Annotated in this window: 19 protein-coding genes and 1 pseudogene; 1 reads left to right on the top strand and 19 read right to left on the bottom strand. The window is 72.3% G+C overall.

Going from position 1 to position 23,764, the window contains the following annotated elements:
* Positions 1-408: 408 nt before the first annotated feature.
* The 19 genes and pseudogenes from tyrS to FHX52_RS06795 form a co-directional block, all read right to left on the bottom strand.
* Positions 409-1,668, bottom strand: coding sequence for a tyrosine--tRNA ligase (gene tyrS, locus FHX52_RS06710; RefSeq protein ID WP_141821021.1), 1,260 nt, complete (start codon positions 1,666-1,668; stop codon positions 409-411).
* A gap of 111 nt (positions 1,669-1,779) precedes the next feature.
* Positions 1,780-2,154 carry a DNA-3-methyladenine glycosylase gene (locus FHX52_RS24650; RefSeq protein ID WP_342777905.1) on the bottom strand — a complete coding sequence of 125 codons (375 nt, stop codon included), beginning with the start codon at positions 2,152-2,154 and terminating at the stop codon, positions 1,780-1,782.
* 67 nt (positions 2,155-2,221) lie between these two features.
* Positions 2,222-2,398, bottom strand: a pseudogene (locus FHX52_RS24655) (DNA-3-methyladenine glycosylase); the annotation flags it as partial.
* Positions 2,395-3,030, bottom strand: coding sequence for a DNA-3-methyladenine glycosylase (locus tag FHX52_RS06720; RefSeq protein ID WP_141821023.1), 636 nt, complete (start codon positions 3,028-3,030; stop codon positions 2,395-2,397). The gene FHX52_RS06720 and the pseudogene FHX52_RS24655, both read right to left, overlap by 4 nt.
* A gap of 3 nt (positions 3,031-3,033) precedes the next feature.
* Entirely contained in the window at positions 3,034-4,512 is a 1,479-nt protein-coding gene (gene argH / locus FHX52_RS06725) for an argininosuccinate lyase (protein WP_246069646.1), read from the bottom strand.
* A gap of 24 nt (positions 4,513-4,536) precedes the next feature.
* Entirely contained in the window at positions 4,537-5,022 is a 486-nt protein-coding gene (argR, locus tag FHX52_RS06730; protein WP_141821025.1) for an arginine repressor, read from the bottom strand.
* On the bottom strand, positions 5,022-6,308 hold the full coding sequence (locus FHX52_RS06735) for an acetylornithine transaminase (RefSeq protein WP_141821027.1): 1,287 nt from the start codon (positions 6,306-6,308) through the stop codon (positions 5,022-5,024). The genes argR and FHX52_RS06735 overlap by 1 nt, the downstream gene beginning before the upstream one ends.
* Complete coding sequence (gene argB, locus FHX52_RS06740) at positions 6,305-7,303, bottom strand: acetylglutamate kinase (RefSeq protein ID WP_141821029.1); 999 nt, start codon at positions 7,301-7,303, stop codon at positions 6,305-6,307. Before argB ends, FHX52_RS06735 begins: the two co-directional genes overlap by 4 nt.
* Entirely contained in the window at positions 7,300-8,466 is a 1,167-nt protein-coding gene (gene argJ, locus FHX52_RS06745; protein WP_141821031.1) for a bifunctional glutamate N-acetyltransferase/amino-acid acetyltransferase ArgJ, read from the bottom strand. Before argJ ends, argB begins: the two co-directional genes overlap by 4 nt.
* Complete coding sequence (gene argC / locus FHX52_RS06750) at positions 8,463-9,506, bottom strand: N-acetyl-gamma-glutamyl-phosphate reductase (protein WP_221630510.1); 1,044 nt, start codon at positions 9,504-9,506, stop codon at positions 8,463-8,465. Before argC ends, argJ begins: the two co-directional genes overlap by 4 nt.
* 58 nt (positions 9,507-9,564) lie before the next feature.
* The gene (gene pheT, locus FHX52_RS06755) at positions 9,565-12,123 is read right to left on the bottom strand and encodes a phenylalanine--tRNA ligase subunit beta (RefSeq protein WP_141821035.1); all 2,559 of its coding nucleotides are present in this window, start codon (positions 12,121-12,123) and stop codon (positions 9,565-9,567) included.
* 1 nt (position 12,124) lies between these two features.
* The gene (pheS, locus tag FHX52_RS06760) at positions 12,125-13,234 is read right to left on the bottom strand and encodes a phenylalanine--tRNA ligase subunit alpha (protein ID WP_141822076.1); all 1,110 of its coding nucleotides are present in this window, start codon (positions 13,232-13,234) and stop codon (positions 12,125-12,127) included.
* A gap of 239 nt (positions 13,235-13,473) precedes the next feature.
* Positions 13,474-14,586: a sensor histidine kinase gene (locus FHX52_RS06765; RefSeq protein ID WP_141821037.1), complete on the bottom strand. Its 1,113-nt coding sequence runs from the start codon at positions 14,584-14,586 to the stop codon at positions 13,474-13,476.
* Between the two features lie 39 nt (positions 14,587-14,625).
* Positions 14,626-15,438 (bottom strand): TrmH family RNA methyltransferase, encoded by an 813-nt coding sequence (locus tag FHX52_RS06770; RefSeq protein WP_141821039.1) that lies wholly within the window; start codon positions 15,436-15,438, stop codon positions 14,626-14,628.
* A 53-nt stretch (positions 15,439-15,491) separates the two neighbouring features.
* The gene (gene rplT, locus FHX52_RS06775) at positions 15,492-15,884 is read right to left on the bottom strand and encodes a 50S ribosomal protein L20 (protein WP_141821041.1); all 393 of its coding nucleotides are present in this window, start codon (positions 15,882-15,884) and stop codon (positions 15,492-15,494) included.
* A gap of 95 nt (positions 15,885-15,979) precedes the next feature.
* Complete coding sequence (rpmI, locus tag FHX52_RS06780; RefSeq protein WP_141821043.1) at positions 15,980-16,174, bottom strand: 50S ribosomal protein L35; 195 nt, start codon at positions 16,172-16,174, stop codon at positions 15,980-15,982.
* Between the two features lie 93 nt (positions 16,175-16,267).
* Positions 16,268-16,906: a translation initiation factor IF-3 gene (gene infC / locus FHX52_RS06785; RefSeq protein ID WP_425460088.1), complete on the bottom strand. Its 639-nt coding sequence runs from the start codon at positions 16,904-16,906 to the stop codon at positions 16,268-16,270.
* Positions 16,907-17,239: 333 nt separating this feature from the next.
* Positions 17,240-18,547, bottom strand: a complete 1,308-nt coding sequence (locus FHX52_RS06790; RefSeq protein WP_141821047.1) for an MFS transporter — start codon at positions 18,545-18,547, stop codon at positions 17,240-17,242.
* Positions 18,548-18,559: 12 nt separating this feature from the next.
* Positions 18,560-21,523 carry a CHAT domain-containing protein gene (locus FHX52_RS06795; protein WP_141821049.1) on the bottom strand — a complete coding sequence of 988 codons (2,964 nt, stop codon included), beginning with the start codon at positions 21,521-21,523 and terminating at the stop codon, positions 18,560-18,562.
* A 145-nt stretch (positions 21,524-21,668) separates the two neighbouring features.
* On the opposite strand from FHX52_RS06795, the gene FHX52_RS06800 reads away from it, so the two are divergent.
* Positions 21,669-23,735, top strand: a complete 2,067-nt coding sequence (locus FHX52_RS06800; protein WP_141821051.1) for an elongation factor G-like protein EF-G2 — start codon at positions 21,669-21,671, stop codon at positions 23,733-23,735.
* The last annotated feature ends 29 nt before the right edge of the window (positions 23,736-23,764 follow it).

Raw genomic sequence — 23,764 nt, forward strand, 5'->3', positions numbered from 1 at the left:
GACACGCTGTTGAGTTCTCAAGAATCGGACGCTCTCCCTTGCCAGACCCTGTGGGCCGGGCTCCGGGGCAACCCTTCAAACTTACCCGCCTCAAGCTTGGGAGTCAAACTCGCGATCCGCCCTCAGGGCGTCCGAGCCGACCCGCTTGGTTCAGCGGTTCCTGCTCTCCGAAGCCTACCGGATCAACCGGACTGCTTCGGACTGCTTGCCAACCCCGGGACCGGCCTGCTTCGCGTTGCGATCACTCGCTCCGCCGTGGCGTCCGTTCCTCCCTGTCGGGCTGACGAAGAGAACATTAACCGGGCCTGGCCGAGAAACACAAATCCGCCCTCGCGTGGAGACCCGAAGGGGCGGATCCCGTTGTGTGACAACGAGATCCGCCCCAGGCGGACGATTCGGAGCCCCTGCTCAGGCCTTCCGGGCCGCCGCCAAGTTGCGTCGCCCACGCTTGAGCACCGCCACCTGGCCGGCCAGGAAGTCGTGCTCGCCCAGCGCCTGCTCGGGGTCGGTGAGCTTGACGTTGTTGAGCGATGCCCCGCCCTCACCGATCGTCCGGCGTGCGGCGTTGCGGGAGTCGACGAGACCCGTCGCCACGAGGGCGTCGACGAGGGACGTCCCCACCTCCAGGTCAGCCCCCGGCAGCTCGGCCGTCGCATCCCCCAGCGTCGCCGGGTCGAGCGCCGTCAGGTCGCCCCTGCCGAAGAGCGCCTCGGAGGCCGCCTGCACCGCCGCCGTCGCCTCAGCCCCGTGCACCAGGGTCGTCACGTCTGCGGCCAGGATGCGCTGCGCCGTGCGCCGGAACGGTTCCTGCGCGACCTGCTCCTCCGCCGCCGCGATCTCCTCGGGGGTGCGGTCGGTGAAGACCTTTAGCAATTTGACGACCGAGGCGTCCTCGACGTTGATCCAGTACTGGTAGAACGCATACGGGCTCGTCATGTCGGCGCCCAGCCACACCGCGTTGCCCTCGGACTTGCCGAACTTCGTGCCGGCGGCGTCGGTGAGCAGCGGCGTCGTGAAGCAGTGCACCGACGCGCCCTCGACCCGGTGCACGAGGTCGACCCCCGCCGTGAGGTTGCCCCACTGGTCGGCGCCGCCCGTCTGCAGCGTGCAGCCGTGCGCGCGGTAGAGCTCGAGGAAGTCGAGCGCCTGCAGGATCTGGTAGCTGAACTCGGTGTACGAGATCCCCTGCTCGCTCTCGAGCCGGGCGGCCACGGCTTCCTTGCGCACCATGTGGTTGACCCGGAAGTGCTTGCCGATGTCGCGCAGGAAGTCGAGCGCAGAGATCGGCGCCGTCCAGTCGAGGTTGTTGACGAGGAGCGCGGCGTTGTCACCCTCGAAGTCGAGGAACGGCCGCACCTGCTCCTGGATGCGCGCGACCCAGTCGGCCGTCTGCTCCTTGGTCTTCAGCACCCGCTCGGACGTCGGCCGCGGGTCTCCGATGAGCCCCGTCGACCCCCCGACGAGGCAGATGACCCGGTGCCCCGCGCGCTGGAAGTGCCGCAGCACGACGAGCTGCACGAGATTGCCGAAGTGCAGCGACGGCGCCGTCGGGTCGAAGCCGCAATACAGCGTGAGGGGCCCCTCCGCGAGTGCTTCGCGCAGCGCCGCCTCGTCGGTGGACTGTGCCACCAGGCCGCGCCACTGCAGCTCGTCGAAGATGTCCGTCACGGGTATCGGTGTCCTCTCGCCAGCGGCGGGCACCCTGCCCACCGCGTCACAGCCTGCCGTATGCCGCCGCGACCCTTCCACCGAGATGCCTCCGGTCCCGCATGGCGGGCGTCACCGCCCCCGCTCGACACGGCGCCTCACCCCGGGACGGAAGGCCGACACCGTCGGGTCACCGTCGACCCAGAAGCGCCAGGGGTATGCCGTGCCGTCGCCACCCGGCCCACTGACACCGACGCGCGCCCCCGTTCGCAAGCCGGCGGCCGGCACGGCCCGGCCCGCCCCGATCACGAGCGGCGAGCCGGGGGCACAGAGGTCGAGCCCCGACATCGCCCCGGTGACGCCGAGCGCCTGCGTCAGCCGGCCAGGGCCACGGCACCAGTCCCGCTCCGCCACCCCCGGGCGTCGCCCAGCCGCGGCCTCGTGCCCGGTCACGACCTCGCCTGCACGCAGCAGCACGACCTCGGGCACGCGCTCTTCGCCGGTCACGACAGGGCATCCAGTGGTGTCCGTAGGTGAAGTAGACGAAGGCGTGCCCGGCCGGGCCGAAGACGGGCGCGTTGTGGGCCGTCGGCCTGCTGAGCACACGCGACGCGGGATCGACGCGGCCGGCATACGCCTCGGTCTCGGAGATGCGCACCCTGACGCCGGCGTGCTCGACGTGGCGCCCCAGCAGGTCGGCGGCGACGTCGAGGACCGGTCGCGCGAAGAAGGCGCGGGCAAGCCGCCTCACGTACGGCGGCGGCGCACGACGCCCGGGCGGTAGGCCGAGACGGTCGCGTCGCCGTCGACCCAGAAGCGCCAGGGGAAGGTCTCCCCGTCCCCACCCGGGCCACTCACTCCGACCCGCGGGCCGACCGCGACCTCGTCCCGCTGGACCGGGGTGCCCTCGGAGACGACGAGGTCGATGGGGGCGCCGATCACCGGCCGGCAGAAGTCACGACCGCTGTGCTCGCCCGACAGTGCGAGGGCCTGTCCGAGGCGACCCGGGCCGCGGGTCCAGTCGCGCTCGCGCATCCCACCGCGCCGCACTTGCACCAGGTCGTGGCCCTCGAGGACCTCGCCCGCCCGCAGCAGCACCGCGGACGCCGACCCCACCTCACCGACGACGAGGTTGACGCACCAGTGGTGGCCGTAGGTGAAGTAGACGTAGGTGAAGCCCGGCGGCCCGAACATCGGTTCCGTCCGTGGGGTCGGGCCGCGGAAGGCGTGCGACCCGGGATCGAGGCCACCGGCATACGCCTCGACCTCGGTGAGCCGCACGGTCACCCCGCCGAAGGACAGGTGCCGACCGAGGAGCTCCGGCGCGACCTCGAGGGGCGGACGCGCGAAGAACGAGCGCGGCAGCCTTGGGTCGGTCCTCACGCCTCAGACGCTAGCGGCCGTCCACTCGCGCGCGGCGGCGAGGCGGGCCCGTGCTGCCTCGAGCTGTTCGGACACGCGCGCAGGCGCCGTGCCCCCGACGGCGTCGCGCGACGCGAGCGAGCCCTCCACCGAGAGCACGGAGCGCACCTCGGGTGTCAGGTGCTCGCTGATGCGCGTGAAGTCCTCGTCGGTGAGGTCCCACAGCTCGATGCCGCGCGGCTCGCACTCGCGCACGCACGCGCCCGCCACCTCGTGGGCGATGCGGAAGGGCACCCCCTGGCGCACGAGCCATTCGGCGATGTCGGTCGCGAGGGCGAACCCCTGCGGCGCGAGCGACTCGAGACGCTCGGTGTGGAAGGTCAGGGTGTCGACCATGCCGGAGAAGGCCGGCAGCAGCACCTCGAGGGTGTCGACGGCGTCGAAGACGGGCTCCTTGTCCTCCTGGAGGTCTCGGTTGTAGGCGAGCGGGAGCGCCTTGAGCGTCGTGAGCAACCCGGCGAGGTCGCCGACGAGCCGGCCCGCCTTGCCCCGAGCGAGCTCGGCCACGTCGGGGTTCTTCTTCTGCGGCATGATGCTCGACCCGGTCGAGTAGGAGTCGTGCAACGTGACGAAGGAGAACTCCTTCGTCGCCCAGATGACGACCTCCTCGGCGAAGCGCGAGATGTCGACCGCCGTCATGGCCGCCACGAAGGCGAACTCGGCGACGAAGTCGCGAGACGCGGTGCCGTCGATGGAGTTCTCCACCGCACGGGCGAAGCCGAGGTCGGCAGCGACGGCCTCGGGGTCGAGCCCCAGGGAGGAGCCCGCGAGCGCACCCGACCCGTAGGGCGATGCGTTGCTGCGCTCGTCCCAGTCGCGCAGGCGGTCGACGTCACGCAGCAGCGCCCAGGCGTGCGCCAGCAGGTGGTGCGAGAGCAGCACGGGCTGGGCGTGCTGGAGGTGGGTCCGACCTGGCATTGCCACACCGAAGTGTCGATCCGCCTGTGCGACAAGGGCATCCACGACGTCGAGCACGAGCCCGCCCACCACACGGGCGTGCTCGCGAAGATACATGCGGAAGAGCGTTGCCACCTGGTCGTTGCGCGACCGGCCGGCGCGCAGCCGGCCGCCGAGGTCGGCGCCCACCCGCTCGATGAGACCGCGCTCCAGCGCGGTGTGCACGTCCTCGTCGTCCTCGGCCGGGGTGAACACGCCCGAGATCACGTCGGCCTCGAGACGGTCGAGGCCGTCGAGCATCCCGGCCAGGTGCTCGGCGGAGAGCAGGCCGGCAGCGTGCAGGACACGAGCGTGGGCCCGTGAACCGGCGATGTCCTGGGGCGCGAGGCGCCAGTCGAAATGCGTGCTCTTCGACAGGGCGGCGAGGGCCTGGTCGGGTCCACCGGCGAAGCGACCGCCCCAGAGGCTCACGCGGTCGCCGGTCGCAGCGGGCGCGGCCTGCGCCGAGGCGGCCGGCGCGGCCTGGGCGGGCTCGTGCTGGGTCATGGTGCTCCTTCGAGGGATGGTGGGTCAGTCGCGGGCGTCGGCGAGCGCCTGGAGCCGCTCGGCGACGGAGGCGGCAGCGTCGGGACTGGCTGTCACGAGCATGATCGTGTCATCGCCGGCGATGGTGCCGAGCACCTCGGGGTCGCGCGTCTGGTCGATCGCCGACGCGAGGTAGTTGGCAGCTCCCGGCGGGGTGCGCAGGACGACGAGGTTGACGGCCGCCGCGGCCGAGACGAGCAGCTCCTCGCACGTGCGCCGCAGCCGCGCCGAGGCGGACTCACCGAGCGAGCCGACGGGTGCGACCTCGGCGCCCTCCCCCGGCACGGCATAGACGAGCGAGCGCCCGCGGCGCACCTTGACGGCACCGACCTCGACGAGGTCGCGCGACAGGGTGGCCTGGGTGACGTCGGTGCCCTCGGCGACGAGGAGGTCGGCCAGCTCGCCCTGGCTGTGCACTTCGTGGTGGCGCAGCAGCTCGACGATGCGGCGCTGGCGCTGGGTGCGGCTCACTAGCTCGCCTCGCGGGCGGCGGCGAGGACTCCCGGCAGGGCCTCGAGGAAGCTGCTCAGCTCGTCTGCGGAGATAATGAGCGGCGGCGCGAGACGGATGGCCGTCGGGGTCACGGCGTTGACGATGAAACCCGCTTCCCGGGCGGCGGTCATGACGGCCGCAGAGGGTATGCCGTCCAGCTCGATCGCGCGCAGCAGTCCCCGCCCGCGCGTGCCCGCGACACCGTCGATCGTCACGTCGTCGAGCAGGGCCCCCACCTCGCGGACGTGGGCGAGCACGTCCTCGCGCTCGATGGTGTCGAGCACGGCCAGGCCCGCAGCGCAGGCGAGCGGGTTGCCGCCGAATGTGGTCCCGTGCTGTCCCGCGGTGAGCAGCCTTGTCACCTCGGGGCCGAAGGTCACGAGGGCCCCGATGGGCACCCCGCCCCCCAGGCCCTTGGCAAGCGTCATCGCGTCCGGCACGATGCCCGCCCGCTGGTGGGCGAACCAGTCGCCGGTGCGGCCGATCCCGGTCTGGATCTCGTCGACGACCAGCAGTGCACCGTGCTGCGTCGTCAGCTCGCGCGCGAGCCGGAGGTAGTCGTCGGAGAGCTCGCGCACTCCCGCCTCGCCCTGGATGGGCTCGAGGAAGAGGGCGGCTGTCGTGTCGTCCACCGCGTCGCGCAGCGCCGCCATGTCGTCGGGGGCGACGAAGACGACCTCAGGGATGAGGGGCTCGAACGGCTCGCGGTAGGCCGCCTTGTGGGTGAGCGCGAGCGCCCCGGTGGAGCGGCCGTGGAAGGAGCCCTCGAGGGCGATGATGCGGCGCCGGCCCGTGCGCCGCGACAGTTTGATGGCCGCCTCCGTCGCCTCGGTGCCGGAGTTGGCGAAGAACACGCCGGAGCCGGCGGGGCCCTGAGCGACCTCGAGGATCTTCTCGGCGAGGAGGATCGCCGGCTCGGACGTGAAGAAGTTGGAGACGTGGATGGCCGACTCGGCCTGCTTCGTGACAGCCTGCACGAGGGCGGGGTGGCCGTGGCCGAGCGCGTTGACGGCGATGCCCGAGAGCAGGTCGAGGTAGCGCTTGCCGTCGACGTCGGTCACCCAGGCGCCGTGCCCCGAGGCGAGCACGAGCTGCGGCGTGCCGAAGACCTGGACGAGGGCGCTGCCGTAGCGCTCGAGCAGCTCGGAGCCGCTGCCGGACCCGTTGCCCAACCCTGTGTCAGAACGAGTGTCCGAACGAGTGTCAGAGCCCGTGTCGGCAGCGGGTTCGGAGCTGGTGTCCGACCCGATGTCGTCGCTCGTCATGCGTCCTCCTCTGAGGCGGGAGTCCCGGAGGCGGTGCGACCACCGGCAGGGCTCTCGCTGGCGGTGATGTCGGGCAGGACCATCGTGCCGATGCCCTCGTCGGTGAAGATCTCGAGCAGGATGGAGTGCGGCTTCCGCCCGTCGACGACGTGCGTCTGGGGCACGCCGCCCTCGACCGCGCGGATGCACGCCTCGAGCTTGGGCACCATGCCGGCCTCGACTCGGGTCAGCAGCGACTTCGCAGCGGTGACGTCGATCGTCGACAGCAGCGACCCCCGGTCGGGCCAGTCGGCATAGATTCCCTCGACGTCGGTCAGCACGACGAGCTTCTCGGCCCGCAGAGCGACGGCGATGGCCGCCGCCGCGGTGTCGGCGTTGACGTTGAGCACCTGTCCGTCGACGTCGAGGTCGGGCGCGACGGTCGAGACGACCGGCACCCGGCCGGCGTCGAGGATGTCGATGATCGCCGAGGGGTTGACGCTCTCGACGTCGCCGACGAGCCCGAGGTCGACCTCGACGCCGTCGACGACGGTGCCCCGGCGCCGGGCACCGAGCAGTCCGGCGTCCTCGCCCGAGAGACCGACGGCGATCGGGCCGTGCTGGTTGAGCAGCCCGACGAGCTCACGGCCGACCTGGCCGGTGAGCACCATCCGCACGACGTCCATGACCTCCGGCGTCGTGACGCGAAGGCCGCCCTTGAACTCGCTCTCGAGGCCCACCCGGTCGAGCATCGCCTTGATCTGCGGGCCGCCGCCGTGCACGACGACAGGTCGCAGGCCGGCATACCGCAGGAAGGCGACGTCCTCGGCGAAGGCCGCCTTGAGGGCATCGTCGACCATGGCGTTGCCGCCGTACTTGACGACGACGAGCGCGCCGCGGAAGCGCTCGAGCCATGGCAGCGCCTCGACGAGCGTCGCGGCCTTGCCCGCGGCGACCCGGAGGGCTGCGGCGTCGATGAGGCCACGGAGGTTCTGCTGGGCGGGCGTCGTCGTCATGTGCTGTAGGCCGAGTTCTCGTGGACGTAGTCGTGCGTCAGGTCGTTGGTCCAGACCGTGGCCGCCTCGGAGCCGGCGCGCAGGTCGACGACGACGTGGACCTCGCGGCCCGTGAGGTCGACGAGCGAGCGGTCCTCGCCGACGCCACCGGCGCGGCATACCTGGACGCCGTTCATCGTCACGTCGAGCGCGGCGGCGTCGAAGGCAGCCCTCGTCGTGCCGACGGCGGCGAGCACCCGGCCCCAGTTGGGGTCGTTGCCGAAGACGGCGCACTTGAAGAGGTTGTTGCGGGCCACCGCGCGGGCCACCTCGAGGGCGTCGTCGACGCTGGCGGCCGAGCGCACCTCGATGGCGATGTCGTGCGCGGCACCCTCGGCGTCGGCGATGAGCTGCCGCGCGAGGCTGGAGCTCACGGCCGTGAGGGCCTCGGTCAGCTCACCGCTGCCCACCCGGACGCCGGACGCGCCGGAGGCGAGCACGACGACCGTGTCGTTGGTCGACATGCACGCGTCGGAATCGATGCGGTCGAACGAGACCGCCGTGGCCGCCCGCAGGGCCCCGTCGAGGTCGCCCTGGTCGACGACGGCGTCGGTCGTGAGCACCACGAGCATCGTCGCGAGCGCCGGCGCGAGCATGCCGGCGCCCTTGGCGAAGCCGGAGACAGACCAGCCGTCGCCGGCGTGGGCGGCGACCTTGTGCACGGTGTCGGTCGTCTTGATCGCGATGGCGGCAGCCTCGTGCCCCGAGGGTGAGAGGGCCGCCGCCGCGGCGTCGATGCCCGCCGCGATCTTGTCCATGGGCAGGAGCTCGCCGATGAGACCGGTCGAGCAGACGACGACGTCACCGGCTGAGAGGCCGAGCACCTCGGCCACCTGCTCGGCGGTGCGGTGGGTGTCGAGGAAGCCCTGTGCCCCGGTGCAGGCGTTGGCCCCACCCGAGTTGAGCACGACCGCGTCGACCCGGCCGTCGACGACGACCTGGCGCGACCACGTGACCGGCGCGGCCTCGACCCGGTTCGTCGTGAAGACGGCGGCCGCGTGGTGGTCGGGGCCGTCGTTGACGACGAGCGCGAGGTCAGGGGTGCCGCTCGACTTGAGGCCGGCGGTGACGCCGGCGGCGCGGAAACCCGCGGGAAGCTCGACGGGCTGGCTCTCACTGGTCACGGCGCGACTCCTGCGACGGGAAGGCCGAGGGTCTCCTCGAGACCCAGGGCGAGGTTGGCGCACTGGACGGCGGCGCCGGCAGTGCCCTTGGTGAGGTTGTCGACGGCCGCGACCACGACGACGCGACCGAGGCGCTCGTCGACCGCGACCTGGAGCTGCACGTGGTTGCTGCCGATGACGGAGCCGGTGGCTGGCCACGAACCCTCGGGCAGGAGGTGCACGAAGGGCTCGGCGGCATACGCCTGCTCCCACGCGGAGCGGACCGCGGCAGGGTCGACGCCGGCGCGCAGCCGGGCCGTACAGGTGGCGAGGATCCCCCGGGGCATCGGCGCGAGGGTCGGCGTGAACGACACGGTGACCGTCTCGCCCGCCGCCCGACTGAGGTTCTGCTCGATCTCGGGCGTGTGCCGGTGCACCCCGCCCACGCCGTAGGGCGACATCGAGCCCATGACCTCGCTGCCGAGCAGGTGCGGCTTGAGACCCTTGCCGGCGCCCGAGGTGCCCGACGCCGCGACGACGACGACGTCGCCACCCTCGAGCAGCCCCGCCGCGAAGCCGGGCGCGAGGGCGAGCGAGACCGCCGTGGGGTAGCACCCCGGGACGGCGATGCGACGCTCCCCCGTGAGCCGCTCGCGCTGCACGGTGCCCGCGGGACCGGGGAGCTCCGGCATGCCGTAGGGCCACGAGCCGGCATACGGCGTGTCGTAGAAGTCGGTCCAGGCCTGCTCGTGCTCGAGCCGGAAGTCGGCGCCGCAGTCGATGACGACGACCGACTCCGGCAGCTGTGCGGCGAGCCGCGCCGAGTGGCCGTGCGGCAGCGCGAGGAAGACGACGTCGTGACCCGACAACGTCTCGAGCGTCGTGTCCTTGAGCACACGGTCGGCCAGCGGGACGAGGTGCGGGTGGACGCCCCCGAGCCGTTCACCCGCACTGCTCGCCGCCGTGACGGCCCCGACCTCGATCCGCGGGTGGGCGAGCAGCAGCCGGAGGATCTCTCCTCCGGCGTAGCCGCTCGCCCCCGCCACTGCTGCCCTGATCACAATGCATGACTATACACACGCATGCATAGTTCTGCACAGGCAGTCCTGCCTCGGGACGTCAGCGCTGGACGGCCCCCGTCGCCTCCGCTGCGGCAGCGACGGCCGCGTCGCGGAAGGCGTTGACCTCGTCGGTCGTGAGGGTGCGGTCGAGGGCCCGGAAGGTCAGCCGGTAGGCGAGCGAGCGGTGGCCGGCCTCGACCCGCTCACCCTCGTAGACGTCGAAGAGCGCGATTGACTCGAGCGACTCCCCCGCGCCTCGACGCAGGGCCGTCTCGACATCGCCCGCCGCGACCTCCGAGCGCACGAGCAGCGCGACGTCGGTGAGCGCTGGCGGGAAGGACGAGAACTCGCTCGCCTGCACCGGCTCCTCGCTCGCCGCCGTCAGCACGTCGACGTCGAACTCGGTCGCGACCGTGCGCGGCGGCAGGTCGAGGGCGGCGAGCACCTTCGGGTGCAGCTCGCCGGCGTGCCCCACGAGGGTGCCGTCGGCGAGGCTGATCCGGGCGCACCGACCAGGGTGCCAGGGCGCGTGGCCGGGGTCGTTGGTGACGACGACCGGCACGGCGAGGGCGCCGGCGACGGACTGCACCGCGGCCACCATGTCGCTCCAGTCCGCGGCGCGGCCCGGGCCCCACCACCCTGCCTGCTCGATCTGGCCCGACGCGATGGCCGCGGCGCGACGCGGCTGGTCGGGCACGGCGGCATACAGCTGCTCGAGGGTGGCGTCGTCGGGGCGCGAGTCGACGCTCGGGATCGGCGCCTTGGCGAGCGGGCCTCCGGGCCGGAAGACGAGCCCGATCTCCGAGATCGCGACGTCCTTGTGGCCACGGGCGAGGTTGCGGCGCAGCACGTCGACGAGGCTCGAGAGCACCATTGTGCGCAGCAGCGGCCGCTCCTCCGACAGCGGGTTGGCGACGCGCACGGCCTCGCGGCGGTCGTCGTCGGGCGCGAGCCCCAGCTGGTCGGCGAGCTCGGCCGCGACGAACGGGTAGCTGAGCACCTCGGTGTAGCCCGCACCGGCGAGGGCGTCGGCGACGATGCGCCGCGCCTTCTGGCCGTGGGTGAGCCCGCGGCCCTCGCTGGGAGTCGGCGTGATCGACGGGATGTTGTTGTAGCCGTCGATCCGGGCGACCTCCTCCGCGTAGTCGGGCGCGTCGACGAGGTCGGGGCGCCACGACGGCGGGGTCACGAGGACGTGGGTGTCGTCGGTGCCCTCGCCGGCCTCGTCGACGGTGCAGCCCAGGTCGCGCAGGATCGCCAGCACCCGCTCGCGCGGGTAGTCGACGCCGACGATGCGGCTGGGCTCCGTGACGTCGAGGAGGTATGCCGTGCGCTCCGTCGTGTGGTCGACGTCCGTCACGCCGGGGTCGGCCGTGCCGCCGCCGTGCTCGACGAGCAGGTCGACGGCGAGCTGCGCGGCAGCCGCGGTCACCCGGGGGTCGACCCCGCGCTCGAAGCGCTTGGACGCCTCGGTGACGAGGCGGTGACGGCGCGAGGAGCGAGCGACGGTCGTGGGGTCGAAGTGGGCCGCCTCGACGAGCACGTCGGTCGTCGAGTCGTCGACCTCGGACGACGCGCCACCCATGACGCCGGCGATGGCGAGCGGCCGCTCACCCGAGTCCGTGATGAGCAGGTCCTCGGGGCTCAGCGTGCGCTCGACGTCGTCGAGCGTCGTGAGAGCCTCCCCCGACCGGGCGCGACGCACGACGATCGGGCCGTCCAGCTTGGCGAGGTCGTAGGCGTGCAACGGCTGGCCGACGGCGAGCATGACGTAGTTCGTCACGTCGACCGCGAGGCTGATCGGGCGCATCCCCATCTGGGTCAGGCGCTTCTGCATCCAGGACGGTGACGGACGGGTCGGGTCGATGCCACGGACGACGCGCGCGACGAAGCGGTCGCAGCCGACGTTGCCGTCGAGGGGCGCGTCGTCGTCGAGCCGGATCGGGTGGCCGGAGTCGTTGGCCTGCGGGGTGGCGACGTCAGCGGGGTCGCGGTAGCCGCCGGCCGGGCTGCCCTGCGAGTGCCAGTACTCGCGGGCTAGGCCTCGTACCGAGAAGCAGTAGCCGCGGTCGGGCGTCACGTTGGTCTCGACGGTCTCCTCGGCGAGACCGAGCAGGGCGATCGCGTCGTCGCCGGCCTGGAGCATGGCGGCCTTCTCGGCGCCGAGGAGCCGCTCGAGCACGATGATGCCCTCGTGGTCGTGACCGAGCCCGATCTCGTCCTCGGCGCAGATCATGCCGTTGGACACGTGGCCGTAGGTCTTGCGAGCGGCGATGGCGAAGTTGCCGGGCAGGACGGCGCCGGGCAGCACGACGACGACGAGGTCACCGACCTCGAAGTTGTGGGCGCCGCAGACGATCTCCTGGTGCTTGCCCTCGGTGAGCATCTGGCCGTTCTGGCCGACGTCGACGGTGCACCAGCGGATCGTCTTACCGTTCTTCTGGGGCTCGAGGGTGAAGTCGAGCACCCGGCCGACGACGAGCGGCCCGGTGAGGTCGCCGCCGTGGAGGTCCTCCTCCTCGAGACCGACCGAGACGAGGCCGGCGGCGACGTCGGCGCCACGCGCGCCCGGGGGCAGGTCGGTGACCTCGGCGAGCCAGCTGAGCGGCATCCGCATGTCAGGCCCCCATCCCGAACTGCTGCGAGAAGCGAAGGTCGCCCTCGACCATGTCGTGCATGCCCTGCACGCCGTGACGCAGCATCAGTGCCCTCTCGATGCCGAGCCCGAAGGCGAACCCGGAGTAGATGTCGGGGTCGATGCCGCACGTGCGCAGCACCTTGCGGTTGACCATGCCCGAGCCGCCGAGCTCGATCCACCCGGAGCCGCCGCAGGTGCGGCACTGCTCGGCCGTGCCCCAGGTCTCGGCGCCGTGGCAGGCGAAGCAGAGGAAGTCGGTCTCCATGCTCGGCTCGGTGAAGGGGAAGTAGTTGGCCCGCACCCGGGTGCGCGTCTCCTCGCCGAACATGATGCGCACGAAGGCGTCGAGCGCCCCGCGCAGGTGGGCCATCGTCAGTCCCTTGTCGATGGCGAGGCACTCGATCTGGTGGAAGACCGGGGTGTGCGTCGCGTCGAGGTCGTCGGTGCGGAAGACCTTGCCGGGCGCCACGACGTAGATCGGCGGCTCCTGGTCGAGCATCGTGCGGATCTGCACCGGCGAGGTCTGGGTGCGCAGCACGAGGCCCGAGTCGACGGGGTCGAGGAAGAAGGTGTCCTGCATCTGCCGGGCAGGGTGGTCAGGTCCGAGGTTGAGGGCATCGAAGTTGAGCCATTCGCTCTCGAGCTCCGGGCCCTCGGCGACCTCCCAACCCATGCCGACGAAGGCGTCGACGAGCCGCTGGGCCGTGAGCTCGATGGGGTGCCGGGCACCCGGCCGGCGACGCAGGGCGGGCACGGTGACATCGACCCGCTCCTCGACGAGGATGCGCTCGTCGCGCTCCACCTCGAGCTCGCCCTGACGGGCAGCGAACGCCTGCGCCACCCGGCCGCGGGCCTGGCCGACCCGCTTGCCGGCCTCGGCCTTCGCGCTCGGGGGCAGGGCGGCGATCTCGCGGTTCGCGAGGGCGAGCGCGCTCTTCTCGCCCTGGTGGGCCGTGCGCACCGCCTTCAGCTCCTCGAGGGAGCCGGCGGCCGCGGCCGCGGCGAGGGCCTGCTCGACGGCGGCGTCGATCTGCGCGGGGTCGAGCGCCGCGACCTCGACGGGGTCGTAGTTCGTGTTGGGTCCGGACATCGGGGTGCGTTCGCTGCTCTCGTCGGTCGGGGGTTGGGGCGCCTCGGAGGCACCCGCGTTCCTGCTCATGCGAGCGTGGCCCAGTCTAGGGGCGGGGCCCCGCCGGTTTCGGCGCCACCTCGCGGGCCGGGACGGTGGGCCGGGTCGAGCCACCAGAACCCCGCCACGGCTGGACCGTGGCGGTCCGCAGCCGGGTCGAACCACCAGAACCCCGCCACGGCTGGACCGTGGCGGTCGCGTCACTGCGAGACGACGTCGGGCAGCCCCGACGGCAGGCGAACCGTGAAGCGGGCGCCACCGGCCTCGTTGGCATCAACCGCCACCGTGCCGCCGTGCGCCTCGACGAGGCCGCGCACGACGTAGAGCCCGAGGCCCGTGCTCGCGTTGCCCGGGCCGTGCCAGAAGCGGCCGAAGATCTTCTCGCGGTCGGCAGGCGGGATGCCCTCGCCCTCGTCGTCGACGTGCACGATGACCCACTCGCCGTGCCGGTCGAGCGTCACCGTGACGAGACCGTCGCCGTGACGCAGGGCGTTCTCGATGAGGTTGAAGAAGATCTGCTCGAGGCGGTCGGCGTCGGCCCACATCTCCGGCACCCCGTCGGCCGCCGCGGAGGCGCCGAGCTGGAGGCGCACCGCACCGGGCGCACGGCCCAGTTCGTGCCGCACGACATGGGTACGCAGCAGGTCATGAAGGTCGACGGGCCCGAGCCGCAGGTTGAGGCTGTCGGAGTCGAGGCGCGAGATGTCGAGCAGCTCGGTGATCAGCCGCGTCAGCCGGTTGGCGTCGGCCTCGATCGTCTCGATCATGAGGCGCTTCTGCTCGTCGGTGAAGCGGTCCCAGCGACGCAGCAGGCTGCTCGTGAAACCGGTCACCGAGGTGAGCGGCGCGCGCAGCTCGTGGGCGACCGTCGACAGCACCGTGGCCTGGTCGCGCTCGGCGCGCTGACGCGCCTCGGCGTCGCGCAGACCGAGCAGCACCCGCTCGACGTGGTCGTCGCCGTCCTGGCCGGCGCGTACGTAGCGGGCGGTGACGAGCACCTCGTTGCCGCGCGGGCCGACGAGCAGCTTCTCGAGGTGGCCGGTGCGGCTCACCGCCCCGTTCCACGGGTCGACGTGGGCCCACCAGTCGCGGCCGTACTTGTCCGTCAGCGGCAGCACGTCGTCGACGGTTCGACCGACGAGGTCGCCCGCATCCGGCAGCTCGAGGACGCGCAGCGCCTCGGCGTTGACGAGGCGGACCCGACGGTCGGCACCGATGACGACGAGCCCGTCAGGCAGCAGCTCGGCCATCGACGAGACCGGCGCGACGGAACCAGGGGTGGTCGGCACCCGCTCACCGTCGTCGGTGCTCATGCTCGGAAGGATAACCACGGCCGACCGCACCCCGGGGAGTCAGCCTGTGACCCGGCGCGCCTCCGCCGACGCATAGAGGCAGACGGTGGCCGCCATCGCGAGGTTGAGCGACTCGGCATGACCGTAGATCGGCACGCGCACGACCTCGTCGCAGGCGTCCCTGATCTCCGGCGGAAGACCCCAGGCCTCGTTGCCCATGACCCAGGCGTTGCCGGGGTTGCCGCGCCCGAGGTTGAGCTCGTGGAGCAGGGTCGTGCCCGCGCCGTCGGCCGCGAGCAGACGCACGCCGCGGCCGCGCAGGGCCGCGAAGATGTCGGGCACCGCAGCACCCACGCTGATCGGCAGGTGCCACAGCGAGCCGACCGTGGATCGCACGACCTTGCTGTTGTAGACGTCGACGCTCGCGTTGCTGACGATCACGGCGTCGGCGCCGGCGGCATCCGCCCCGCGGATGACCGTGCCCGCGTTTCCGGGGTCGCGCACGTTGGTCAGCACGCACACGAGGGCGTCGGGCGGCAGGTCCGCGACCACACTGGCCAGCGGCACGTCGAGCACACGGCATACGGCGGCGATGCCCTGGGGCGACTCCGTGTCGACCATCGCGGCGAGCACCTCGGGGCTCACCTCGTGCACCCACAGCTGCGCGGCTCGCGCCGCGTCGACGATGGCCGTATGCCGCGTGGCCGCCTCGGGCGTCACGTAGACGTCGCGGACGAGGTCGGGTCGGAAGGCGACCGCCTCGCGGACGGCCTGCGGGCCCTCGGCGACGAACTCACCGGTGCGCGAACGCACCGAGCGCCGGGACAGCGCCCGCACCGCCTTGACCCGATCAGATCGGGGGTTGGTCAGCACGGGTGCTCCCGGCGCTCGGTCTGCGCTGCGCTGCTGAGGTCGCGTGGCGTCGCTCAGGCGGCGTCGCCGGCAGCCTTGGCCTCCGCCGGGGCGGGGACGTTGGCGCGCGACACCTCGACGAGCGCGGTGAAGGCCGCGGCGTCGTTGACGGCGAGGTCGGCGAGGATCTTGCGGTCGACCTCGACACCCGCGAGCTTGAGGCCCTGCATGAACCGGTTGTACGTCATGCCGTTGGCGCGGGCCGCAGCGTTGATGCGCTGGATCCACAGGCGACGGAAGTCGCCCTTCTTGGCGCGACGGTCACGGTAGGCGTAGCCGAGCGAGTGGGTGACCTGCTCCTTGGCCTTGCGGTAGAGACGCGACCGCTGACCGCGGTAACCGCTCGCGCGCTCGAGAACGACGCGACGCTTCTTCTGGGCGTTGACTGCCCGCTTCACGCGTGCCACGTGAATACTCCTTCTGTACTAAGCACCGAGGTGGTGCTGCTGGCGGAACCGAGAGGACCCGGCTGCTCAGCTGAATGCTGGGTAGGGGGTTCGGCTCACTTGCCGAGGAGCTTCTTGACCTTCTTGGCGTCCGGCTTCGACAGCTCGACGTCGTTCGCGATGGAACGCATCTTCTTGCTCGACTTGTGCTCGAGCAGGTGACGGCCGCCGGCCTGCTCACGCATCACCTTGCCGGTGCCGGTGAGGCGGAAACGCTTCTTCGCACCGCTGTGCGTCTTCATCTTCGGCATGGGGGCCGATCTCCTTCGTGTTGCGTGCGCCGGTGGGCGCACGTGGTCTGTCGGGCCCGGGGGCTCGCGCCTCCGGTGCTCACCGCCGGCCGGTCACTCGGCGGCGGCGGCCTGCTCGGTCGGGACCTGCTCGGCCTGGTCGGCCGCCTGGGTCTCGTCGGTGTGCTCGGTGAGCTCGGTCGTCTCGATGTGCTCGGCGTGCGCGGCGTCGCTGGCGGCTCCGCGCTGCTCGCGGGAGCGGCGCTGCTCGGCCTTGGCCTCGGCCTTCTTCTTCGTCGGGCCGATCACCATGATCATGTTGCGACCGTCCTGCTTCGGAGCCGACTCGACGTAGCCGAGCTCGACGATGTCCTCGGCGAGGCGCTCGAGCAGGCGGCGACCGAGCTCCGGTCGGCTCTGCTCGCGGCCGCGGAACATGATCGTCACCTTGACCTTGTCACCGGCCTTGAGGAACCGCTCGACGTGGCCCTTCTTGGTGCCGTAGTCGTGCGGGTCGATCTTCGGTCGGAGCTTGATCTCCTTGATGACGGTGTTGACCTGGTTCTTGCGTGCTTCCCGTGCCTTCATGGCGGCTTCGTACTTGAACTTGCCGAAGTCCATGAGCTTGGCGACCGGCGGCTTGGCCATGGGCGCCACCTCGACGAGGTCGAGGTTCGCCTCCTCTGCCAGACGAAGCGCGTCCTCGACGCGCACGATGCCGACCTGCTCGCCGTTGGGGCCAACCAAGCGCACTTCCGGGACCCGGATGCGCTCGTTGATGCGAGGCTCGCTGATGTGGTGCTCCTAAGTTCGATGAATGGGTGACCTGCGGGGTGCTGCTCTCGTGCTGGTGCTGCTCGCGACCACCATGAGAAAAGGCTCCCCGTGAGTGCACGAGGAGCCCAGGTTGACGTATGCCGGAAGGAAACCTTCGGGGCGTACGGCACAGTCCGCAGGACTCCCGGAGGAGCCACCGATCTGTGCGACCTTGGACCCGGCGACCTGACGGTCGGCGCGGGTGGAAGCGAGCTTCTCTTGCACGTCGATCCCTCGTCATCGCCGGAGCGGTGGCAGGGGAAGGACTGGTCAGTGCTCCACGATAGCAGCCGGCACGCCAGGCTCCGAATCGGCAGCGGTCCTTGCCGGTGACGCCTTCGACGGGGCCTGCTCGGGCGAGTGCGCGCGACCGCGGGCGCCACCGAGCATGCCGGCGCCGGCGACGAGCACGCCGAGCGCCGAGACGACAAGGAAGCCCCAACGCCAGCCGCCGTGGTCGATGGCGAAGCCGGCGAGCGGGGCACCGACGGCCGAGCCGGCCGTCATCGCCGACCCGTGCCAGCCCATCATCTCGCCGCGGAAGCGCTCGGGCACGACCCGGCTCAGCTGCTCGACGGTCGCCGTGATCGTCGGGGCGCAGAGGAAGCCGGACAACGTCACGAGCACGGCGAAGCTCGGCACGCCCACCGCGAGCGCGACGGGCGCCGTGGTCGCGGCGAGCCCGCCGAGCAGCCAGAAGACGGAGAACGACCGGTGCCAGGCGCCGTAGACGAGACCGCCGACGAGGGAGCCGGCACCCCAGAGCGCGAGGATCCAGCCGATGGACGCCGTGGCCTCGAAGGAGCGCAGGGCCGCGACGATCGAGACGTCGGTGCCGCTGAGCACGAGGGTCGTGCACGCCGCCGCGAGGTAGACCGCCGCCACGCGCACGGTGATGAAGCCGCGCCAGGCGCCGGGGACGGGCTCCGGGTCTGCTGCCCCCTCGATGGCGTCGGCGCTCTCCGTGTCGTCACGAGTCGGGTCAGGCACGTCGGGAGCGGCCTTGATCGCGGGGTTGGCCACCCAGAGGACGCAGCCGGCGAGGACCGCGGCCATCTCGACCGTGAAGAGGGCCCAGCCGGTGTTCCAGGTCGTCGCGAGCCACACGCCGAGCGCCGGGCCGGCCATGAACGACAGCTCCGTCGCGGCTGAGTCGAGCGAGAGTGCGGTGCGTCGCTGGTGCTCGGGGACCGAGCGGATGATGACCTGGCGCAGGATCGAGAAGGTCGGCACGACGAAGAGCCCGGCGAGCGCGGCGAGCGCCATGAGGGGCGCATAGCCGACCCAGGGGGCGATCGACCAGCAGACGAGCTGGATGAGCAGGGAGGGCGCCACGGTGCGCCGCAGGCCCTGCCGGTCGAGCAGCCGGCCGCGCCACGGCCCCGAGATGGCGATGGCGATGGTGGCCGCGGCGGTGACGAGACCGGCCTGGCCGTAGCTGCGCCCGAGCGCCGTGACCACATGCAGCGTGAGCAGCACGGTGCCGGCGAACATCGGGATGCGGATGAGCAGACCCAGCGCCAGCGCGTTGCGCGTGTCACGGATCGCGAGCACGTGACGGTACTGACCCACATCCATCCGAGAAGCCTCTCACCTGCCGCCGACACCCGGCACCGGGGTTTCGGCTGACCGGGTGCCGCCCTCGGCCACCCACGCCGCCCAGTAGAAGGGATCCCGGTGGTGGCCTCGGACGGCGAGCTGCGCGGCGCGCAGGGCGGCAGGCCAGGAGTGTCCGTCGGCGTGGGCGGCATACATCGTCGTCATGAGCTCGGCCGTCACCCGGTCGTCGACCGACCACAGGCTGGCGACGCAACAGCCGGCACCGGCCGCGAGCGCCGCGGTCCGCAGGCCGAGCACCGTGCCGTCGACGTCGTCGACCGCACTGACGCCGGTCTCGCAGGCGGAGAGCACGACGAGCTCGGTCGCCTCGAGGTCGAGCAGGGCGAGCTCGGCAGCGGTGACGACCCCCGTGCCGATGTCGGGCGAGGTGGGCGCGCCGGCGAGCCATCCGGTGAAGCCCGCCAGCAGCAGGGCGGACCGGGTCGACGGCTCGCTCGGCCCGACCTCGCGCAGCCACTGCACGCGCCGCCGGTGGCGCGCTGACGGGTCGTCGACCGAGGTGGCCGCCTCCCCCATCGGCGACCAGCCCATGCCCTCCTCCTCGTCGGGCTCGCGGGTGACGACGATGTCGCCCCGCGCCTCGATGACCTGGGCGCGGGGCTCGCGCTGCTCGCGCTCGCTGGCGAAGGCGTCGATGAAGGTGCCGTGGCTGGCCACGTGCAGGATGCCGGGGGCGACGGCGGTGAGGAGCGCTCCCCTGCTGGCCTCAGCTCCGAGGCGGGGTGCCACGCCGAGCACACGGCCGACCTCCTGCGCCTCGGCGCGCGTCCACGGCAGCGCGGTGGGGCGCATCTCGAGCCGCACGCCGGGGACGAGCGAGACCCCGAGATCGAAGTCTGCGTCACCGAGGACGAGGGCTTGGCCGGGGTGTCGCTCTGCAGGCCCGGCCGGACCGGTGACGAGCCACCGCGCGCTCGGCACCAGGGAGACCTCGAGGCTGTCGATCAGCGGTGTGCCGTCGACACCTGGCAGCAACCCGAGGGGGACGCGTGCCCACTGGCCGTGTGGAGCGACGACGACCCGCGAGACGCGCTCGAGGTGGTCGGCCAGGGGCAGCAGTCCTTCGGTGAGGCCCGCGAAGGTGGGTGGCGCAGGCTCGGCCTCGCGCCCCACCGGGGTGAGACGGCGCGCGGCTCCCAGGTCGCCCGAGCCGGCAGGCAGCCGGGACTCATGCACGAGGGCGGCTCGACGGAGCCGGTCGTCCACCTCGTCCACCGTGCCCAGCCGTTCGAACCGCGCGGGACCGTGCTGCCTCACGAGGACGGCGACATACCCCGCCGTCGACCCCGGGCCCGGTGGCCGCTCGCGCACGATGTCGACGAGCAGGGTGGCGTCGTCGAGGGTGGCCTGCACCTCTGCGAGGTGGACCCGCCGGGCGGCGCGTCCCGGCACCGATCGTTGCAGCGCCCGCTCGGCCGCGTCGAGGCGCTCGGCCGCCTCGACCCGACGGCGCCGGGCCTCGCGCACGGTGCGGACCTCGGAGCCGTCGAGGTCGAGCGTGGCGAGCTCGCTGCGCAGCGCTCTCACCTCGTCGGCGACCTCGCTGCCGGCCAGCCCTCGCACCCAGGCACTCCCGGCGCGCTCCTGCAGCACCCCCTTCCGGGAGAGCAGTGCGTCGTAGAGCCAGTCGACGAGCACGCCGCCGCTCGCCGCCGGCAGGCACGCCCCGACCACGGCCTCGGTGCGGTGGTGGACGGGCCGCAGCTGGTGGCGGGCCGACCGGCTCGACGACCCGATGAGCGCGCGGTCGAGCATCTCGTCGTCGATCTCGAGCGTCTCGCGTGCGACGCGTTCGAGGAGCTCGCCGTCGCCGGCCACGGCCGCCGCCTCGAGCAGGACGGAGAGGGCCCGCTCGGGCACCTCGTGGGCGGCCGCCGTGCCCTCGATCTCGTCGAACCAGGGACGCAGCAGGTCGATGGCGTCGCCGTGCCGGCCGGCGTCGGCCAGGACGCGTCCGCGCATCGACCTCACGAGCCAGCTCGTCGCACGTGTGAGCGCGTGCTCGGCGTCGACCCGCTGGGCCTGCGCGCTGATGCTGTCGGCGCTCTCCCGGTCCCTTCGCAGCACGGCGATCTCGGCGGAGTTGACGAGCGAGATCGCATAGTCCTCGGCGGCGTCGGGCAGCGCGGTGCGGAAGAGCGCCTGCGCCTGCTCGAAGTAGGAGTCCGCCACCCCCAGCTCGGACGAGGTCGCCTCGTTGACGAACTCGTCCGAGATCCAGAGGGGTCCGCGGGTGTCGGCGATCTCGCGGTGCACGCTGCCGAGGTTGTCGACGGAGACCGCCAGCTCGGCCGCCGGCACGCCGAGACGGTGGTCGATCTCGACCACCTCGCGCAGCAGCTCGGCCGCCCGCGTCAGGTCCCCTCGCGACTGCAGCACGAGGGCGAGGTTGTTGAGCAGCGCGGCACGCAGCCCTTCCTGCTCGCCGACGGACTCACTCGCGGGCACGTCGGCCAGGCCGTCGACCAGCGCCTCCTCGGCCCCGCGGAGGTCACCCAGCTCTCGCAGCATGTCTCCGAGGAGGTTGAGCAGCTGGGGTCGCAACGGCGGGCTCCCTTGCAGGGGTGGGCCGCCCACCTCGACGGCGGCTCGCAGGATGTTCGTCGCGGCGATCTGCATCCCGTGGCGCCCGAGGCGTCGCGCATAGGTTCGCACCGGTGCCGACTCGCCCGTCACCTGCTGCGCCAGCAACGCGATGTTGCCGCCGATCGCGAGCACGGCGAGCCCGGCGTCGGGGTCGGCGTCGTCCCAGACCGCGCCGGCGAGGGTGAGGAGGGCGTCGTAGGCGCCGAGGACGTTGGCCGCGACGAAGAGGTCGTCTGCCGGCACCTCACGCGCACGGGCATCCACGTCGTCGACGCGCGCCCGGCCGGCGGCCACCTCGGCGCAGACCGCTCGCAGCTCGTCCAGCCACTCGCCCGTCTCGACAGCCATGGCTCCCCCTCGGATCCGTCGCATCAACGGTAGCCCCGGCCACGCGGCCGCAGGGTGCTCTGGCGAACCCGACGTGACGAGCCAGACAGGCCGGGCCGCATACGGGCTCTTGTGAACCGTGGCGTCGGAGGAGAAGGGTGGGGGCATGGCAAAGACGCCCGGCAGAAATGACCTTCCTGCGGCTCCCAACCCCGCCTCGCCGCAGGACATCCGCAACGTCGTCCTGGTCGGACCAGGCGGGTCCGGCAAGACCGCCCTCTTCGACGCGCTCCTCGCGGCGCGCGTCGCGGGCCAGCGAGCGGCACCCACCGAGCACGTGCGCACGACCGGCCTCACGGTGGCCTCGTTCGACACGGGCGCCGTGACGCTCAACCTGCTCGACACCCCCGGCTACCCCGACTTCGTCGGTGACCTGCGCGCCGGGCTGCGCGCCGCCGACGCCGCCGTCTTCGTCGTGTCGGGCGCCGACGACATCGACCGGCCCGTGTCGCTGCTGTGGCGCGAGTGCTCTGCCGTCGGTATGCCGCGTGCTGTCGTCGTCACGCACCTCGACCAGCCGCGGGCCGACTTCGCGACGACTGTCGAGACCTGTCGGCGCACCTTCGGCGACGCCAGGGCCACCCACTGGCCGGTCGTCGAGGACGGTGAGGTGAGCGGGATCGTCGGGCTCCTCACCGGCGACACGACGCCCGAGCACGACGACGCGCGCAGCGCGCTCATCGAGTCGGTCATCGAGGAGTCCGAGGACGCAACGCTCCTCGACCGCTACCTCGAGGGCGAGACGCTCGACACGGAGGCCCTGCTCACCGACCTGCGCACCGCCATCGCGCAGGGCACGTTCTTCCCGATCCTGCCCGTCGCACCCCTCACGGGAGTCGGGGTGGAGGAGCTGCTCGGCGTCATCGAACGGGCCTTCCCCGACCCGACCGTGCACCCGCTGCCCGCGGTCACGACGCCCGTCGGTGGCTCGGTCTCCGGGGTGGCGTGCGACCCGTCGCAGCCGCTCGTCGCCGAGGTGGTGCGCACGACGACGGACCCCTATGTCGGGCGCCTCTCGCTCGTGCGGGTCTTCTCGGGCACGCTGCGCGTCGACGAGACCGTCCACGTCTCGGGGCACCTCAGCGACTTCGTCGGGCACGAGGTCGCGGGCCACCCCGCGCACGACGACGACGAGCGGGTCGGGCCGCTCGCGTCGCCCTTCGTCGACACCCACCGTCCGCGCGGCACGGCGATCGCCGGTGACATCGCGCTCGTCTCCAAGCTGACCCGCGCCGAGACCTCCGACACGCTGTCGTCGCAGGACCGCCCGGCCGTCGTCGCGCCCTGGGTGCTGCCCGAGCCGCAGCTGCCCGTCGCGATCCGCGCGGCGACGAAATCCGACGACGACAAGCTCGGCGGCGCCCTGCAGCGCCTCGTCGCCGAGGACGTCACGATGCGCATGGAGCACTCGAGCGAGACCGACCAGGTCGTGCTCTGGACGATGGGCCAGGCCCACGTCGACGACCTCATCGGCCAGCTCGCCGACCGCTACGGCGTCACCGTCACCGCGGAGCCCTACCGCACCGCGTTGCGCGAGACGTTCGTGCGCCGCTGCCAGGTGCAGGGCCGGCACGTCAAGCAGTCCGGCGGGCACGGGCAGTATGCCGTGTGCTCCCTCGAGATCGAGCCGCTCCCCCGCGGCTCGGGGTTCGAGTTCGTCGACAAGGTCGTCGGTGGCGCCGTGCCGCGGCAGTTCATCCCCTCGGTCGAGAAGGGGGCGCGGATGCAGCTCGAGAAGGGGCTGCTCACCGGGCACCCGGTCGTCGACGTGCGGGTGACCCTGACCGACGGGAAGGCGCACTCGGTGGACTCCTCGGACGTCGCCTTCCAGACCGCGGCGGCCCTCGCGCTCAAGGAGGCCGCCAACGAGTCGACGATGGCGCTGCTCGAGCCGATCGACCGGGTCCACATCACCGTCGCCGACGACTACCTCGGCGCGGTCATGTCAGACCTGCGCGGTCGGCGCGGTCAGGTCGTCGGCACCGAGCCGGCCGACGGAATGGGGCCCGACGGCGGCTGGACCGTCGTGCACGCGGAGGTGCCGCAGGCCGAGCTGTCGCGCTACCCGATCGACCTGCGGTCGGTCTCGCACGGCACCGGGTCGTTCGTGCGCGAGCCGCTGCGCCACGACCTGCTGCCCGCCGACAAGGTCAAGGAGCTGCTCAAGACCTGACGATCCAGGGCGCACCCCCAGGTCAATCG

The sequence above is a fragment of the Humibacillus xanthopallidus genome (genome assembly GCF_006717145.1).
Lineage (GTDB): Bacteria > Actinomycetota > Actinomycetes > Actinomycetales > Dermatophilaceae > Humibacillus > Humibacillus xanthopallidus.

Coding starts and splice junctions, on each gene's coding strand:
- FHX52_RS06795 (WP_141821049.1), bottom strand. CDS start 21,523: ATGGCTGTCGAGACGGGCGAGTGGCTGGACGAGCTGCGAGCGGTCTGC.
- pheS (WP_141822076.1), bottom strand. CDS start 13,234: ATGTCCGGACCCAACACGAACTACGACCCCGTCGAGGTCGCGGCGCTC.
- FHX52_RS06735 (WP_141821027.1), bottom strand. CDS start 6,308: ATGACGAGCGACGACATCGGGTCGGACACCAGCTCCGAACCCGCTGCC.
- pheT (WP_141821035.1), bottom strand. CDS start 12,123: ATGCGGATGCCGCTCAGCTGGCTCGCCGAGGTCACCGACCTGCCCCCG.
- FHX52_RS06765 (WP_141821037.1), bottom strand. CDS start 14,586: ATGAGCACCGACGACGGTGAGCGGGTGCCGACCACCCCTGGTTCCGTC.
- argB (WP_141821029.1), bottom strand. CDS start 7,303: ATGACGACGACGCCCGCCCAGCAGAACCTCCGTGGCCTCATCGACGCC.
- FHX52_RS06800 (WP_141821051.1), top strand. CDS start 21,669: ATGGCAAAGACGCCCGGCAGAAATGACCTTCCTGCGGCTCCCAACCCC.
- argH (WP_246069646.1), bottom strand. CDS start 4,512: ATGACCCAGCACGAGCCCGCCCAGGCCGCGCCGGCCGCCTCGGCGCAG.
- rpmI (WP_141821043.1), bottom strand. CDS start 16,174: ATGCCGAAGATGAAGACGCACAGCGGTGCGAAGAAGCGTTTCCGCCTC.
- FHX52_RS06790 (WP_141821047.1), bottom strand. CDS start 18,547: ATGGATGTGGGTCAGTACCGTCACGTGCTCGCGATCCGTGACACGCGC.